This is a genomic window from Sulfitobacter sp. EhC04, from assembly GCF_001650875.1.
Classification (GTDB): domain Bacteria; phylum Pseudomonadota; class Alphaproteobacteria; order Rhodobacterales; family Rhodobacteraceae; genus Sulfitobacter.
Genome location: NZ_LXYI01000089.1, coordinates 286550 through 301905, shown reverse-complemented (window position 1 = coordinate 301905; position 15356 = coordinate 286550). Strand labels below are relative to the sequence as shown.

14 protein-coding genes are annotated in these 15356 nt (G+C 61.7%); 6 read left to right on the top strand and 8 right to left on the bottom strand.

Annotated elements, in window-relative coordinates; all coding sequences use genetic code 11:
• Window positions 1-22: 22 nt before the first annotated feature.
• Window positions 23-1576 (bottom strand): alkaline phosphatase D family protein, encoded by a 1554-nt coding sequence (locus tag A8B82_RS23050; protein WP_067297973.1) that lies wholly within the window; start codon window positions 1574-1576, stop codon window positions 23-25.
• 229 nt (window positions 1577-1805) lie between these two features.
• Between A8B82_RS23050 and A8B82_RS23045 the strand changes: the two genes are divergently transcribed.
• The gene (locus A8B82_RS23045) at window positions 1806-2750 is read left to right on the top strand and encodes a cyclase family protein (RefSeq protein WP_082899443.1); all 945 of its coding nucleotides are present in this window, start codon (window positions 1806-1808) and stop codon (window positions 2748-2750) included.
• 52 nt (window positions 2751-2802) lie between these two features.
• On the opposite strand, the gene A8B82_RS23040 is transcribed toward A8B82_RS23045, so the two are convergent.
• Entirely contained in the window at window positions 2803-4353 is a 1551-nt protein-coding gene (locus A8B82_RS23040; protein WP_067297970.1) for an adenylate/guanylate cyclase domain-containing protein, read from the bottom strand.
• Window positions 4354-4572: 219 nt separating this feature from the next.
• A complete protein-coding gene (locus A8B82_RS23035; protein WP_067297968.1) occupies window positions 4573-5442 on the bottom strand; it encodes a branched-chain amino acid aminotransferase in 870 nt (289 codons plus the stop codon).
• A 147-nt stretch (window positions 5443-5589) separates the two neighbouring features.
• Here A8B82_RS23035 and A8B82_RS23030 point away from each other — a divergent pair, with 147 nt between their 5' ends.
• The 5 genes from A8B82_RS23030 to dxs all read left to right on the top strand — a co-directional run bounded on the left by A8B82_RS23030 (window position 5590) and on the right by dxs (window position 9995).
• Window positions 5590-6102, top strand: coding sequence for a MarR family winged helix-turn-helix transcriptional regulator (locus A8B82_RS23030; RefSeq protein WP_067297966.1), 513 nt, complete (start codon window positions 5590-5592; stop codon window positions 6100-6102).
• The gene (locus A8B82_RS23025) at window positions 6099-6800 is read left to right on the top strand and encodes a response regulator (protein ID WP_138069856.1); all 702 of its coding nucleotides are present in this window, start codon (window positions 6099-6101) and stop codon (window positions 6798-6800) included. Before A8B82_RS23030 ends, A8B82_RS23025 begins: the two co-directional genes overlap by 4 nt.
• Before the next feature lie 137 nt (window positions 6801-6937).
• Entirely contained in the window at window positions 6938-7180 is a 243-nt protein-coding gene (locus tag A8B82_RS23020; protein WP_067298433.1) for an exodeoxyribonuclease VII small subunit, read from the top strand.
• Window positions 7181-7185: 5 nt separating this feature from the next.
• On the top strand, window positions 7186-8052 hold the full coding sequence (locus A8B82_RS23015) for a polyprenyl synthetase family protein (protein WP_067297962.1): 867 nt from the start codon (window positions 7186-7188) through the stop codon (window positions 8050-8052).
• Window positions 8053-8066: 14 nt separating this feature from the next.
• Window positions 8067-9995, top strand: coding sequence for a 1-deoxy-D-xylulose-5-phosphate synthase (gene dxs / locus A8B82_RS23010; protein WP_067297959.1), 1929 nt, complete (start codon window positions 8067-8069; stop codon window positions 9993-9995).
• A 13-nt stretch (window positions 9996-10008) separates the two neighbouring features.
• Here dxs and A8B82_RS23005 read toward each other — a convergent pair whose 3' ends face one another.
• The 5 genes from A8B82_RS23005 to A8B82_RS22985 form a co-directional block, all read right to left on the bottom strand.
• A complete protein-coding gene (locus tag A8B82_RS23005) occupies window positions 10009-10788 on the bottom strand; it encodes an ion transporter (protein ID WP_067297957.1) in 780 nt (259 codons plus the stop codon).
• Window positions 10789-10858: 70 nt separating this feature from the next.
• Window positions 10859-11467 (bottom strand): exopolysaccharide biosynthesis protein, encoded by a 609-nt coding sequence (locus A8B82_RS23000; protein ID WP_067297955.1) that lies wholly within the window; start codon window positions 11465-11467, stop codon window positions 10859-10861.
• The gene (locus A8B82_RS22995) at window positions 11457-12311 is read right to left on the bottom strand and encodes an SDR family oxidoreductase (protein ID WP_067297953.1); all 855 of its coding nucleotides are present in this window, start codon (window positions 12309-12311) and stop codon (window positions 11457-11459) included. Before A8B82_RS22995 ends, A8B82_RS23000 begins: the two co-directional genes overlap by 11 nt.
• Before the next feature lie 39 nt (window positions 12312-12350).
• Window positions 12351-13052 (bottom strand): YjbF family lipoprotein, encoded by a 702-nt coding sequence (locus A8B82_RS22990; protein ID WP_067297952.1) that lies wholly within the window; start codon window positions 13050-13052, stop codon window positions 12351-12353.
• The gene (locus A8B82_RS22985; RefSeq protein ID WP_067297948.1) at window positions 13049-15247 is read right to left on the bottom strand and encodes a YjbH domain-containing protein; all 2199 of its coding nucleotides are present in this window, start codon (window positions 15245-15247) and stop codon (window positions 13049-13051) included. The genes A8B82_RS22990 and A8B82_RS22985 overlap by 4 nt, the downstream gene beginning before the upstream one ends.
• Window positions 15248-15356: the final 109 nt, after the last annotated feature.

Below are 15356 nucleotides of genomic sequence, written 5' to 3'. Positions count from 1 at the left end.
CTGTTGTTTCAGATGGAATAATTCAGATCGACGCGCCCTTGGCGTCGAGCGTGACGGAATAAAGCTCTGTATCTGCCCGGTCCATCAAGCGCACGGTCATCTGCTGGGTCTGCGCGTCAATGTCCACCAGACCAAAGAACTGCAATCCGGCACTGGGCGGCAGGTTCACCTGACCCTCTGCCGGGGCCTTCACAAACTTCAGCTCCGGGCCAAATGTCGCGTCCAGCGCATTCGGGCCGAATGTCCCGGCGTGCAGCGGGCCCGAGACGAACTCCCAGAACGGTTCAAAGTCCTGAAACTGCGCTTTGTCCGGGTTGTAGTAATGCGCCGCCGTGTAATGCACATCGGCGGTGAACCAGACGGTGTTCTGCACCCGCGCGTTCTTGATGAACCGCAGCAGTTCCGCGATTTCCAGCTCACGACCGCCCGGTGCGCCGTCGTTCTTGTTGGCCACGCCTTCGATCTTTTCGCCATCCGGCACCACCAGACCAATCGGCATGTCGCAGGCAATCACCTTCCAGGTCGCGGTAGAATTGGTCAGCTCCCGCTTGAGCCATGCCATCTGTTCGGACCCCAGGATCGTGCTGTCCGCGTTGATCTCGCTTTCCTGTGAGGCACCGTTCGGGCCACGGTAGCTGCGCAGGTCCAGAAAGAACACGTCCAGCATCGGACCATAGTTGATCTTGCGATAGACGCGGTTCGGCTCTGCCGGGGTGATCCGCAGCGGTGTCATCTCGTGGAACGCCTGGGCGGCACGGGCCGCGAGGACATGCACGGATTTCTCGGAATAGCGGTCATCGCCGGTCAGATCCTTGGACGCCGACCAGTTGTTGACAACCTCGTGGTCGTCCCACTGCATGAACGTAGGCACCTGCGCATTCAACGCGCGCACATGTTCGTCCAGCATGTTGTATTTCCACTGACCGCGATATTCGTCCAGCGTTTCGGCAACCTTGCGCTTTTCATCGGGCAGAACCACGTTCTTCCACAGACCGCCATCGGGCAGGTCGACCTCGTCCTGCATCGGGCCATCGGCATAGATCGTGTCGCCGGAATGCAGGAAAAAGTCGGGCGTATGGCGGACCATCGTGGCATAGGTCCGCATGCCATCTTCGTCGATGCCCCAGCCCTGACCGGCCGTGTCGCCGGACCAGGCAAAGCGCACATCGCGGCGCGCCGTGGGTGCGGTGCGGAACCGGCCAACCAAGGGTTCGGAGGTCACGTTGAGGTCGGTCAGATCGGCGGCGGTGAACCGGTAAAAGATGTCCTGATCGCTGGGCAAGTCCTGCAACAGCCGCTTGACCGCCATGTCATGCCCCGGCACGGCATCCATGCTGGGCAGTTGACGCGCATTGGCAAAGCTCTCGGTGGTCGACACCTCGACCATGACCCGTGCGGGGCGATCCGTGCGGGTCCAGATCATGCCTGAGCTTGTGTCCACGTCCCCCGACTGAACACCATGGGTAAAAATGGGCCGGGAGGCCGCGCGGCTGATCGCGGGCATCGCAAGCGTTGCGGCAAAGGCGGCGGACCCCGCCAGCACGGAGCGGCGGGTCGGGCGCAGAATTCTGGTCATGGATGGGTTTCCCTGTCTGGATGAACGGTGCGCCACTCAAACCGCAGTTGCGTAACGGTCTGCCGACAGTTTCGTGACAAGTTGCTCAAGGTTTCATGACAGCTTTCAGCAGACCGAGGTTACCCATGGGCTCCCGACAACCTTCCCGCTATCCGTGAATTTTCGTGTTACCTTTACCTTGGGCTGCACCGAATCTGAGGTGTGGCCCCTAAATCAAGGGAGGAAAATCATGAGAAAACTGATGACCGGAACTGTTGCCGCGCTGGCACTGGGTGCCACCGCTGCTTTTGCACAAGACTGCGCGCCGTCGAAATGGGGGGCGGATGACACAATCGGTTCTGCCAACCTCGTTACGCCGGAACGCACGCTGGAGGCCGCAAAACTGATCAAACAGGGCAAATCCATGCCCCTGGGCATTACTATTGGCCCGGACACACCGGCCTTTCCGCCCCGGTCGCTGAACCTGCAGGTGGTGCAACCCAACCAGCAGGGTGGGCAGAAGCTGTCCAGCTTCGGCTACGAGGGCAATTACAACGACGATATCCTGCAAACCTGGATCGGCATCGGCTCGCAACTCGACGGGCTGGGGCATCTGGGCGAAGGCGGTCATTACTACAACTGCCTGGACGAAAAAGAAATCTCGGTCATCACCGGCCTGACAAAGCTGGGCACCCATGACGTGCCGCCACTGGTCGGGCGCGCGGTTATTCTCGATATGGCGAAACATGCCGGCAAGGACGTCATGGCAGCCGGTGAACACTTCGGTTCGGAAGAGATCAAGGCCGCAGCCGAGGCACAGGGCGTCACCATGGGTGAGGGGGACATCATCCTGTTCCACACCGGCTGGACCGAAGGGATGCTGGAAAGCGACCCGATGGCCTGGGGCAGCGCCGAACCCGGCCTGACCAACGAAGGCGCGGTCTATCTCGCTTCGCTGAACCCGATGGCAGTGGGCGCGGACACCTGGGGGTTGGACGCGATCCCGCCCGCTGAAGGGGACAAGGTGTTCTATGGCCATGTCACACTGCTCAAGGACAATGGCATCTACATTCTTGAGACAATGAACGTCGGCCCCCTGCTGCGCGATGGGGTGAACGAGTTCATGTTCGTATTGGGTCAACCCAGGATCAAGGGAACGGTGCAGGCAATGGTCAACCCGGTCGCTCTGTACTGAATGCAAGACCCGCCGCGCCCTGCCGGTTGGGGCGCGGTTTTTCCGATCAGGATTACGACTGCGCCGCCTTCAATGCCTCACGCACGGCGTTTTCGACCCGGATGCGCGCCTCATCGCTCAGCGTGGTCAGGTCCAGTGTCAGCCGACCGGCGGCATCGGTGCCTGTCACAACCTGATCCGGCTCAGGTTTCAGACTGCTGATGCTGTAGGGCACAACCTCGCGCGCGATCCCCTTGAAATAGACCGGCTCCATCGCCGTCGCATCCACGATGTCGCGCACATGGGCATAGGTCTCGTAGCTCAGCACGATACCTCCCGGCTCCGCGATACTCTCCAACCGCGCGGCCAGATTCGCCTCGGCGCCGATGATGGTGTAGTCCATCCGCGCGTCAGAGCCGAAGTTGCCCACGTTGCAAAAGCCGGTGTTGATGCCCATCCGCGCCTTGAACGGATGTTCGATTCCTTCGCGCCGCCAGCGTTCGCCCAGGTCTGACAACCGCTGCTGCATGTCCAGCGCCATGCGGACACAGGCGCGGGCATCCTCTGCGCTGCCCTTTGTCTCCGGGTCGCCAAAGAAGGCCACGATCGCATCGCCGATAAACTTGTCAATGGTCGCGCCGTGGGCCTCTGCGATCTTGCTCATCTCGGTGAAATATTCGTTCAGCAGCTCCGTCAGTTCCTCGGGCTGCATCCGTTCCGTGGTGGCGGTGAAATCCTTGATGTCGGAAAAGAACACGGTCAGCTTCTTTCGCTCGGTCGAGATGGTACTGTCCCGCTCGCCGGAGAAGATGGATTTATAGACCTGTGGCGACAGGTATTTGGAAATCTTCATGGAAATACCGGCCAGAAATTCGTTGTTCGCGGCCAGTTCAGCGTTCATCCGGCTGAACCCGCCCGCCAACCGATATTGCACCGCGGCAAAGAGCATTCCCACGCCGCCTGCCACGAAGAAGTAGATCAACAGCCACTTGAATGACAGGATGTTCAGCGTCAGGGGCTGGCGCACCTTCACCGACTGGATCGCGCGCACGTCGCCGACCTTCCAATCCGTCTTGGGGCTTTCCGGGTGCGAATTATGGCAGTCCACGCAGGCACCGGACATGATCACGGGCGTCGCCAGCGTCATTTGCCTGTCCCATACGTTGCCGGTTGAATCGATCAGCGCTTCGGGCAGCGTGCCGCCCTCGCGGAACCGGGACAGCGCCATCTGCTCGAATGCGCTCAGGTTATGCGGGGGGCGGTTCCTGAAGGGGTAATCCGATACGAACCTGTAGACAACATCCCCCTCGGACGCGCCGATGGCCGCGCCCAGTTCAAGCGACAGGGTTGCGGGAATGGGGATCGCGCCCGGCACGTCGAGGTAATTGTGCAGCGCCTGCGTCCGCGCATCGGTGCTGACAACACGGCCCACCACATTTGTGGCATAATAGGACCGCACATTGCTGATGACGCCATTGAGGCTGGTCGCCTGCCGCCGCAGGTTTTCATCCGACAGGTTTTTCAGGTCCAGCCAGACCGCCCCTGCCAGCCCCAGCAGCGCCGCAACCACCATCACGATCAGCCAGTAAGGGCGCGATAGAAAGAACTGTCCGATACGGTCCATGCGGCCTCTCCAACCCGCGCCGGTCTGCCGAAGGAAATCGGACGCAGAGCATCTTTGAAAGCTGTGACTTGGAATACGATCTTGTCAAGAAAGAGGCCGCATTCACGCTAAGCAAGGGTCGTCATTATCGGTCAATAACGCAAGAAAACTTTTGCCATGTTGCAGGCAGTCCGAGGCGCGCGGGGCGGCTGTAGCCGCCCCTGAAGTGCCTTGTGCCTGTCAGGCCCGTACAAGCTTTTCGTAGCTTTCAGCGATGTCGCGGGTCATTGCGCCAACCTCAAACGTATAATCGCCGATCTGCCCCACCGGGGTCACCTCGGCTGCCGTCCCGGTCAGCCAGCATTGTTCGAACCCTTCCATCTCTTCCGGCATGATATGGCGCTCATGTACCGCAATGCCCTTGCCCTTCAGCATCTCGATCACCGTCTGGCGCGTGATCCCGTTGAGGAAGCAATCGGCATCGGGCGTATGCACCTCGCCGTCCTTGACGAAAAAGATGTTCGCGCCGGTCGCCTCTGCCACATAGCCGCGATAGTCCATGAACAATGCATCAGAGCAGCCCTTGGCCTCTGCCGCGTGTTTCGACATGGTGCAGATCATGTAAAGGCCTGCCGCCTTGGCATGGACAGGGATGGTCTCCGGGCTGGGACGTTTCCACTTGGAGATGTCCAGCTTTGCGCCTTTCATCTTGGCATCGCCGTAATAGGCGCCCCATTCCCATGCGGCAATCGCCAACCGGACAGGATTGCGGGCCGAGGCGACGCCCATGTCTTCACCCGCCCCGCGCCAGGCCACGGCACGGACATAGGCATCCGTCAGACCGGATGACCTCAGGACCTCGGCCTTGGCGGCCTCGATCTCGTCCACGGAATAGGGAATCTCGAAATCAATCATCTGGGCAGAGCGTTTCAAACGCTCCGAATGTTCGCGGCTCTTGAAAATCCTGCCGCCATAGGCCCGCTCCCCCTCGAAAACAGAAGAGGCATAGTGCATCGCATGGGTCAGGATATGGACATTCGCATCGCGCCAATCGACCATTTTGCCGTCCATCCAGATGTGACCATCCCGGTCATCATAGGCACCTACCATATTTTCACCTCATGATTGAATAATGTTGCGCAACCAAGCCGTCACAGGACACTTTATGTCGCGAAAGTTGCAAATCACTATCGTTTCGCTCTTGGAGTGTCAACAAGGCTGACGTAATATGCTCCCTCAAAGGCAAAGAGGTACAACATGGCGGACGGACGCGCCCCAACGGGGATCGGTGGCGAAAACCTGCTGTTTCTGACGGACGAACAACTGCGCCAGGGCAGCGAGGCGATGTTTTTTGCCTATCGCGGCTTTACCGCCGATCCTGACCGAATTCTGATGGACCTGGCATATGGCCGGGCGCACCATCGCGCGATCCACTTTATCAACCGGGCACCGGGCACCACGGTGAACAACCTGCTGAACATCCTTGGCGTTACGAAACAGTCACTGAACCGTGTGTTGCGGACCCTGATCGCGGATGGTCTGGTAGAAAGCAAGGTAGGACGGAACGACAAACGCGAACGCCATCTGCACCTGACAGATGCGGGCAAGGCCCTGGAACGACAGTTGTCCGATGCACAACGCGCCCGCCTGCGGGCCGCCTACAGGGAGGCAGGGCCGGAAGCGGTTGCGGGATTCCGAAAGGTGTTGGAGGCGATGATGGACCCGGAAATGCGCGCAAGCTATGCGCGGCTGCGCGAGACCGGGGGGTGACCACCATGGACGCCCATCTGCTGATCGTCGACGACGATGAACGCATCCGCTCGTTGCTGAAGAAATTCCTTATGCGGCACGGGTTCCTGGTGACCGCTGCACGGGACGCGGCCCATGCCCGGCGCATCCTGTCGGGGCTGGATTTCGACCTGATCGTGCTGGACGTGATGATGCCCGGCGAGGACGGCCTGACCCTGACGGCCTCCTTGCGCGAAACCCGGCAGACCCCGATCCTGCTGCTGACAGCCAAGGGCGAGACCGGCAACCGGATCGAAGGGCTGGAGGCCGGGGCGGACGATTACCTTGCCAAGCCGTTCGAGCCAAAGGAGCTGCTGCTGCGGATCAACGCAATCCTGCGCCGGATGCCCGAGGCCAAGCCCGAGGACACCGCGCCCAAGGTATTGTCGCTGGGCCACAACCGCTATGACATGGAACGTGGCGAACTGTGGCAGGGCGACGAGCTGGTTCGGCTGACGGCGACGGAGGTCCTGCTGATGCGGATTTTTGCCGCCCAGCCCGGAGAACCGATGAGCCGCGCACGCCTGGTGGAGGAATTGGGCCGGGATCGGGGCCAGGCACAGGAACGCGCAGTGGATGTGCAGATCACCCGCCTGCGGCGCAAGATCGAGGTGAACCCCAAACAGCCGCAATACCTGCAGACGGTGCGCGGTGCAGGCTACATGCTGGCCCCTGACTAAGGCGGGTGTTGCAGCAGCCGGGCGCTGTCGGCCCCCGGACCCCCGAGAATATTTTTGGCAAAAAGAAGCAGGGGCATGGCTGGCAGCCTTGGGCGATCATCGCTATTGTGCCGCAACCTATGATCAGTGAGGCACCGATGTCCGATACACCAGTTGAAGAAATGAACTTTGAAACCGCCATGGCGGAGTTGGAGAAGGTGCTGGGCCAGCTGGAACGCGGCGACGTCGCGCTGGACGAGAGCATCGCGCTTTATGAGCGCGGTGCCGCCCTGAAGGCCCGCTGCGAAGCCAAGCTGAAAGAGGCCGAGGAAAAGGTTGCCGCGATCACGCTGGATGGCGATGGCAACCCCACCGGCGTCAAGGCGGTCGAAGGCCTGTAGCAGCAGTGTTCCAACGCAGGCTCTCCAAGACGGCGGATGCCGTGGCGCGGCACTTTGACCGGGCATTGGGGGAATTTGACGATCTGCCCTTTGTCCGCGCGATGGCCCATGCCACCCGTGGCGGTAAGTGTTTGCGCGGTTTCCTGGTGCTGGAATCGGCCAGATTGCACGGCATCCCCGCCACTCAGGCGATCTGGCCTGCCACCGCGATCGAGGCGCTGCATGCCTACAGCCTGGTGCATGACGATCTGCCCTGCATGGATGACGACGACCTGCGGCGCGGCGAACCGACAGTGCATGTGACATGGGACGAGGCGACAGCCGTTCTGGCGGGCGATGCGCTGCAATCGCTGGCCTTTGAACTGGTCACCCATCCCGATGCAGGCAGCGACATCACCCGTGCGGCACTGGCGCGCAGCCTGGCACAGGCCGCTGGCGCGCGGGGCATGGTGCTGGGCCAGGCGCTGGATATCGCCGCCGAAACGGCCGGGTCTCCGCTGACACTTGAGCAGATCACCACATTGCAACAGGGCAAGACCGGGGCGCTGTTCGCCTGGTCCGCCATGGCCGGGCCCCGCATGGCGGGCGCGGATGCCGCACCGCTAGCGACCTATTCCGGCGCGCTTGGCCTTGCGTTTCAGATCGCAGATGACATTCTGGACGTCGAAGGCGATGCGGCCACCGTCGGCAAGGCCACGGGCAAGGATGCCAAGGCAGGCAAGGCCACATTCGTGTCCCTGCTGGGCCTTGATGAAGCCAGACATCGCGCCGAAGAATTGGTGCAATCGGCCTGTGATGCGCTGGACATATATGGCAAGGACGGCGAAACGCTGCGCGACGCCGCGCGTTTTGTCGTCACGCGCAGGAATTGACAAAGGGGGCAGACATGCCTGACCAACCCGCCACACCGCTGCTGGACAAGATCAAGCGCCCCGCTGACATGCACGGGCTGACCGACAGCCAGCTTATTCAGCTTTCCCGCGAGGTTCGGGCCGAGACCGTCTCTGCCGTTTCCGAAACGGGCGGGCACCTGGGGGCCGGGCTGGGCGTGGTTGAGCTGACAGTCGCGTTGCACGCGGTCTTTGACACCCCCCGTGACAAGATCATCTGGGACGTGGGCCACCAGTGCTATCCGCACAAGATCCTGACCGAAAGGCGCGACCGCATCCGCACCCTACGGCAGAAGGACGGGTTAAGCGGTTTCACCAAGCGCAGCGAATCCCCCTATGACCCTTTTGGTGCGGCCCATAGCTCCACCTCGATCAGCGCGGCGCTTGGTTTTGCCGTGGCGCGTGATCTGGGCGGTGTGGTGCCAGAAGGTCTGGGAGATGCGATTGCGGTGATCGGCGATGGGGCGATGTCTGCCGGGATGGCCTATGAGGCGATGAACAACGCCGGTCACCTGAAAAAGCGCCTGATCGTGATTCTCAACGACAACGAGATGTCCATCGCGCCGCCGGTGGGCGCGATGTCGAGCTACCTCAGCCGGCTGTATGCAGAGGAACCGTTTCAGGATTTCAAGGCGGCGGCCAAGGGCGCGGTCAGCCTGCTGCCCTACCCGTTCCGCGAGGGGGCGAAACGCGCCAAGGACATGCTCAAGGGCATGGCCGTGGGTGGCACCCTGTTTGAACAGCTCGGCTTTTCCTATCTCGGCCCGATCGACGGGCATGACATGAACCAGTTGCTGCCGGTGCTGCGCACGGTCAAGGCGCGGGCGACGGGGCCAATCCTGATTCATGTGCTGACCAAGAAGGGCAAGGGATATGCCCCTGCCGAAAACGCACGGGACAAGGGGCACGGGGTATCCAAGTTCAACGTCATCACCGGCGAGCAGAAAAAGGCACCTTCCAACGCCCCCTCCTATACCTCGGTTTTTGCCAAGACCCTGCTGGAGGAAGCGGCAGAGGACGACAAGATCTGCGCCGTGACCGCTGCAATGCCGGATGGCACCGGGCTGAACCTGTTCGCTGAACGCTATCCTTCGCGCTGCTTTGACGTGGGCATCGCGGAACAGCACGGGGTGACCTTTTCTGCCGCCCTGGCCGCTGGCGGGATGCGGCCCTTCTGCACGATGTATTCGACCTTCCTGCAACGCGGGTACGATCAGGTGGTGCATGACGTGGCGGTCCAGCGCCTGCCGGTCCGGTTTGCCATCGACCGCGCAGGGCTGGTGGGTGCTGACGGGGCGACCCACGCCGGGGCCTTTGACGTGGCCTATCTTGCCAACCTGCCGGGCTTCGTGGTCATGGCTGCCGCAGATGAGGCGGAACTGAAGCACATGGTCGCCACAGCAGCAGCCCACGACGACGGGCCCATCGCCTTTCGCTTTCCCCGTGGCGAGGGCAACGGCGTGGACATGCCGGAGCGCGGCAAGCCGCTGGAAATCGGCAAGGGTCGGATGATCCGCCAGGGCAGCCGCGTGGCGCTGCTGTCCTTCGGAACCCGGCTGGCCGAGGTTGAAAAAGCCGCCGAGGCGCTTGCGGCCAAGGGGATCACCCCCACCATCGCCGATGCGCGATTTGCCAAACCGCTGGACCGGGATCTGATCCTGTCACTGGCGGCGGATCATGAGGCGCTGATCACCATTGAAGAAGGTGCCGTGGGTGGTTTCGGCAGCCATGTAGCGCAGCTTCTGGCGGAGGAAGGCGTCTTCGACAAAGGGTTGAAATACCGCTCCATGGTGTTGCCGGACATCTTCATTGACCAGGCCTCCCCGGCGGACATGTATGCGGTGGCAGGCATGAATGCCGAACAGATCGAGGCAAAGGTGCTGGATGTTCTGGGCGTGGCCCGGATCGGGGCGCAGCGGGCCTGAAGCCGCGCGGCGTTTACTTCCCTTTCTGTTGCTCCAGCAGCCGGTCAAGGCGCTCTTCAATCGCGATCAGGCGCTCGTTGACACTGTCCCGATAGGCACCGGTTTCGGCATTCTCTTCTTCGTGGTGGGCGTCCTGCATAGAGTTCACGATCAGACCGACCAGCAGGTTCACAACCGCAAATGTCGTCACCATGATGAAGGGGATGAAGAACATCCATGCCAGCGGATAGACCTCCATCACCGGGCGGACGATGCCCATGGACCAGCTTTCCAGCGTCATGATCTGGAACAGCGAATAGCCCGACCGCCCCAATGTGCCGAACCAGTCGGGAAAACTGTAGGCAAAGAGTTTGGTCGCGATGACCGCGCCGATGTAGAAAATCAGAGCCATCAGGGAGAACACGGAGGCCATGCCGGGCAGTGCCGTGATGAATCCCTCGACCACCCGGCGCAGGCGGGGTGCGGCGGAAACCAGCCGCAGCACCCGCAAAATGCGCAAAGCCCGCAACGCGCTGAACCCTTGCGCCGCTGGCACCAGCGAAACACCGACAATCACGAAATCAAAGATGTTCCAGCCGTCACGGAAAAACCGGAGGCGGTGCACAAAAAGTTTCAGCAGCAGTTCGACAACAAAGATCGCCAGGCACAGTTTGTCCAGCAGCACGATCAGCCCGCCCGCATGGGCCATGGCGACCCGTGAGGTTTCCAGCCCCAGCAGAATCGCGTTGAAAATGATGACTCCCATGATGAAACTGCTGAAGCGCGGTGCTTCGACAAAGGATTTCAAGTTCATTTTCTACTGCCCGCCTTGCTCTTTCGACCCTATATGGAGGCAGGTCACGATGCGAACAAGGGACGAAGCGTCATGGCCAGAATGACAGGATAGCACCCGCCGATAGTGCGATCATGATGTAGCCCAAAAGCACGTAAACGCCGTCTTTGGTGTACAGCCCATAGGCCAGCAGGGCGACAGTTCCCCCACCGATGGAGGACACCATGGGCAGCACCTCAAGCGGCGGCCAGCCCAACGGGATCACGGCGCAGGCTGCGAGAGTGATCCAGCGCATCGGCCCGCGTGTCAGGAATACCAGACGTTGCTGGGAGTGCCTGTCGAGAAAGGCACAGGGCTTGCGCATCCAGGAAACGGCCTTGCGCAGCCTGTCGCTTGCGATGGTGCGGCGCAGCAGGAAACCGGGCAACCACAGGCGACGTCGCCCCGACAGGGCCTGTACCGACATGATCACGATGATCGACGCGGCGATGGTGGGCATGCCGGGAATGCCGGATATCGGCGACACCAGCAGGACCGCAATCAGCAGAATGAAGGGCGTGATGGTACGGTCACCGAATTCGGTCAGCACATCCTGCACCGACACGGTATCGCGGCGCGCAGCATGATCCATGCCGTCCAGAAGGCGACTTAGCGTATGGTTCTCGTCGTCTTTGTCGGCGGGTTCAGGATCAGGTATCATTCTTGAGCATTGCAGCAAGTCCAGCGCGATAGGTCGGAAATTGGGGGTCCCAACCTAACGCCTGCTTTGCGTGATCGTTCCGCACCTTCTTGCTCTCGGCGTAGAAACTCCGCGCCATGGGCGTCATTTCCGCTGTCTCGAAATCCTCTGCCGGGGGCAGGGGCAACCCCAGAAGCTCAGCGGCGTGGCCGATCACATCCTGCGGCGGGGCCGGGTCGTCGTCGCACAGGTTATAGACCGCGCCGGGATCGGGCCGGGCAATCGACAGGACCAGCGCCTGGGCGATGTCCTCCACATGAATGCGCGAAAACACCTGCCCCTCCTTGATGATGCGCCGGGCGGTGCCACGGCGGACCTTGGCAAAGGGACCTCTGCCGGGGCCATAGATGCCCGCCAGCCGGAAGATGTGCAGCGGCAGGTCCGGGATCGCCCGCCAGGCGGCCTCGGCCTCTACCCTTGCCTGCCCACGCTTTGTGGCCGGGGTCAGGGGGGTCTGCTCATCCACCCAAGCGCCCTGATGATCACCGTAGACGCCGGTGGTCGACAGATACCCCAGCCAACGCAGGCGCGGCGCCATTTCCGTGATGTCAGGGCCAAGTGCCGCCAACACCGGATCGCCTTCGGACCCCGGCCCGGCCGAGACCAGAATATGCCGAACCTCCTGCAACAGTGGGCGCAGATCGGTGCCCGGCCACAGCAACGGCTCCACTCCGGTGCGCGCGATGTCATCCCGTTTGTCCGCGCTGCGGGTCGTGCCGATGACACGCCAGCCCTGCGGGATCAGGCGCGCTGCCAGCGCCCGCGCGGAATAGCCGTGACCAAATGAGAGAAGCGTCTTGTCCATGCGCCCAACCTGTACCCAAGCCTGCCTTAGAACAAGGGCTCAGCCCTGAAGGCGCAGGAATTCAATGTAGCCAAAGGTCGGCCCGGCCCACTGCCGGGATTTGCGCATGCGACCGCTGCCTGTTTCCACCCAGTATTCATTGGTAAAGCTGGCTTGGCCATAGGAACAATCTTCGCGCATCCGGTAGGTCGGGATGCGCTGATCCACGATCTGGATTGTTTCGCGCCCCAGTTGGGTCATATCGCAGGAAAAAGCGACGGTCTGTGCCGTGCCATTGGTGCGGTCGATGGTGATCAGACGCTGACCGCCGCCGCCCTGCCCGTCGAACCCCGCAAAGGCGGTCGCCGCCTCGGCAGAACGCAGGTCACCGCCCAGCCCCTTGGTCCCCACCAGAACGCCGTTGCGCAGGATCACCTGCGCATCATCCGACGATTGCCAAACCTCGACCGTGCCGGGATTGCTGTCGTCGCGGCGGGCAACCAACCGCAAGAAATCCTGGACCTTCGAATTGTCGGGGATCACCTGCATCACCGGACCGGGGGTCTGGTTCAACTGCTTGCGGGTCACGTCGATGCGCAGGGGCGGACCTGCATCGGCACCGGCGCCGGAGGTCCTGGCCTTGATCGAATCGAACAAGGCACGGGACGCGGCAAGGGCTGGGTCGCCACTGTTGGGGTTGCTGCTGCACCCCGCAAGCACCAGTGCAGAAATCACCGCCGTCAAAGAGAGCGCACGCATCATTCCCAAACCCTCGACCATTCGCTTTCGATTGCATCGCGATGGCCCGACCGGACCTGTTCATACAACCGCCCCGGAACGCTCAGACGCGCACCGCCGTCCCGCTGGATCGGACGGATGGTGGTATTGATTGTCCGTTTTCCGGGCGTGCCCAGGAACCAGCTGACCGGGATCGTCAGGTTGATACCCTTGTCAAACGACCCTTCGCCAAATTCTGCCGAAGATACGTTTGTGAGGGTAAAGAAGCCGCCGACACGCCAGCCGTTTGCGAATTCGCGTGTCACGGTCACCGTGCCGCCGACATCGCCCGCCAGATAGCGGCCCACATCGACCTGCCCCAGGTAGCCGCCGCCAAAATCATAATAGGCAGAGGCATGACCGGTCGCGACACCGTAGCTTTGGAACCCCAGGCCGGAATAATCGCGCTGCTTGACGTAATTCGCCTCGATGCCCAAGGCCAGACGGCTCGCCACCGGCTTCCACAGGACTTCGGCAGAGATGCCACCGAACATCCGTTCCAGATACCCTGCGGTCACGCGGGCATAGACATCGTTGCCCGGTTTCCATTGGCGCAGGACATAGAGGTTCTCAAGGCTGGTATCGCTGGCCCGCGCGTAAAGAATGCCGTCGGTCCGCACCCGCGCCAGTTGCGAGTTGCTGAGCCTTGCGCTGTCGCTGACGTTGCCCGCAAGGCGATGCTTGACCAGACCGCCGATTTCCCAGCCCGGTGCCGGACGGTATTTGAAATCCGCCTTTACGCCGGCATCGACGCGCACCGGATTGTCGGGGTCGAAATAACTTGGATCGGCATAGGGGCCGAACGACCAGGAGAAGTCGGGGTAAAGATCACCGTTGACCGCCGCACCCGGCAGATTGGGCGTCGCGGCACCGAAACCGGTAACCGCCAGCAAGGCCTCAGCCGCCTGTGGGTCAAATTCAAGCGCTTCCAGATCGGATCGCCGCATGATCACGGCCGATTGCGCCAGGCCTTTTTGCATCGGCACGATGCGGAAAGTCTCGACCGAGGCAGGCAGGACCTGCGCCATCGCCCGCGCGGCGCGCCCGATTGCGACGGACATGGCACCATAGGTGCCGTTGCGCATCCGCAGTTCCGCGCTCGACGCCGATACCTTGAGCGAAACCAGCGTCAGGCCATAGCCTTCCAGCACCGGCTTCAGCCTGTCACGCATGGTCTGCGCCGCATTCTCGCTTTGCGACCAGGCCGTATCATAGGCCTGCGGCTGCGACGCCCGGCTGGGGCGTGGCTCGATCGGTGCGGTCGGCAATACCCGCGTCGGGGCTGGTGGTTGTTTCGGATTCAGCTGCAACTGCGCAGTGATGCCGAATTCCGAACCGTACAGATAATAAGCCCCGAATCGCATCCGGTCCGAATACTGGTACTCCGCCCCAAAGTTGAAACGGGATTTGCGGGTAAAGACACTACGGGTGATCGTTTCGGCCTCATAGGCATCGGAACTGTATTCCGCCTTCAGCCCCCAGCGGTCATTGACCTGCCACTCGACCCCGGCAAAGGGGGCGGCCTGGCCACGGAACCATTGGTCGAAAGACGGGCTGCCGCCGCGGCTTTGGGCGTCAAAGGGGGGGCGCGGCCCCCCAAAGGGTGCGCCGATGGAGCCAGAGCTGCCCAAGCGGCCCCAGCCCAGACCCGCCGTCACCGTGAAAACACCCGGAATGCTGCCGATCTTGTCAAACGTCTTGGTCGCCACGATATATTCACCGGCATAGATACCGGTGCCCGCGAAATCCTGAAGGCCGACCGTGATGGATGGCCAGATCCGGCCTTCTTTCTTCAATTGGTAACGGACGTCGAAACTGCGGTCGCGATAGGTGCCAAACCCGTCTGTGTTCCAGTCCTGGATGCCGACATACCGGAAACTGGCCGACAGGCGTGGTGTGGCCTGAAAGGTCAGCGTGGTACGGGTGATCCCGCCAAAGCTGGAAACGCCAACCGCCATTTGACCGTCAGGCAGGACCTGACCGCTTGGCATGTCGATCAGGCCGGGAGAGCCGTAAAAGTTCAGCGTCGGTCGATCCGGGACAGCGAAGATATCATAGGTATCATCTGCAAGGGCAGGCTGTGCCAACAACCCGGCTGACACGGAGACCGCAAGACAGGTTTCCCTGACCCGCGCTGACCGCCAGGCCCTTGTAGTGGCTTTCCCGTTTACCTGCGACACGCTGTTGTCCTCTTTCTGAGACACCTTAGTAGGTTCTGCCAACCGGCCTCGCGGAAATCAACCATTCGCCCGCAGGCTGAGACAGCCCCGGACAGATAGAGACATTACT

What these genes read in the sequence shown, in the direction of transcription:
- A8B82_RS23050 (WP_067297973.1), bottom strand. Translation starts at nt 1,576, where the DNA reads ATGACCAGAATTCTGCGCCCGACCCGCCGCTCCGTGCTGGCGGGGTCC.
- A8B82_RS23045 (WP_082899443.1), top strand. Translation starts at nt 1,806, where the DNA reads ATGAGAAAACTGATGACCGGAACTGTTGCCGCGCTGGCACTGGGTGCC.
- A8B82_RS23040 (WP_067297970.1), bottom strand. Translation starts at nt 4,353, where the DNA reads ATGGACCGTATCGGACAGTTCTTTCTATCGCGCCCTTACTGGCTGATC.
- A8B82_RS23035 (WP_067297968.1), bottom strand. Translation starts at nt 5,442, where the DNA reads ATGGTAGGTGCCTATGATGACCGGGATGGTCACATCTGGATGGACGGC.
- A8B82_RS23030 (WP_067297966.1), top strand. Translation starts at nt 5,590, where the DNA reads ATGGCGGACGGACGCGCCCCAACGGGGATCGGTGGCGAAAACCTGCTG.
- A8B82_RS23020 (WP_067298433.1), top strand. Translation starts at nt 6,938, where the DNA reads ATGTCCGATACACCAGTTGAAGAAATGAACTTTGAAACCGCCATGGCG.
- dxs (WP_067297959.1), top strand. Translation starts at nt 8,067, where the DNA reads ATGCCTGACCAACCCGCCACACCGCTGCTGGACAAGATCAAGCGCCCC.
- A8B82_RS23005 (WP_067297957.1), bottom strand. Translation starts at nt 10,788, where the DNA reads ATGAACTTGAAATCCTTTGTCGAAGCACCGCGCTTCAGCAGTTTCATC.
- A8B82_RS23000 (WP_067297955.1), bottom strand. Translation starts at nt 11,467, where the DNA reads ATGATACCTGATCCTGAACCCGCCGACAAAGACGACGAGAACCATACG.
- A8B82_RS22995 (WP_067297953.1), bottom strand. Translation starts at nt 12,311, where the DNA reads ATGGACAAGACGCTTCTCTCATTTGGTCACGGCTATTCCGCGCGGGCG.
- A8B82_RS22990 (WP_067297952.1), bottom strand. Translation starts at nt 13,052, where the DNA reads ATGATGCGTGCGCTCTCTTTGACGGCGGTGATTTCTGCACTGGTGCTT.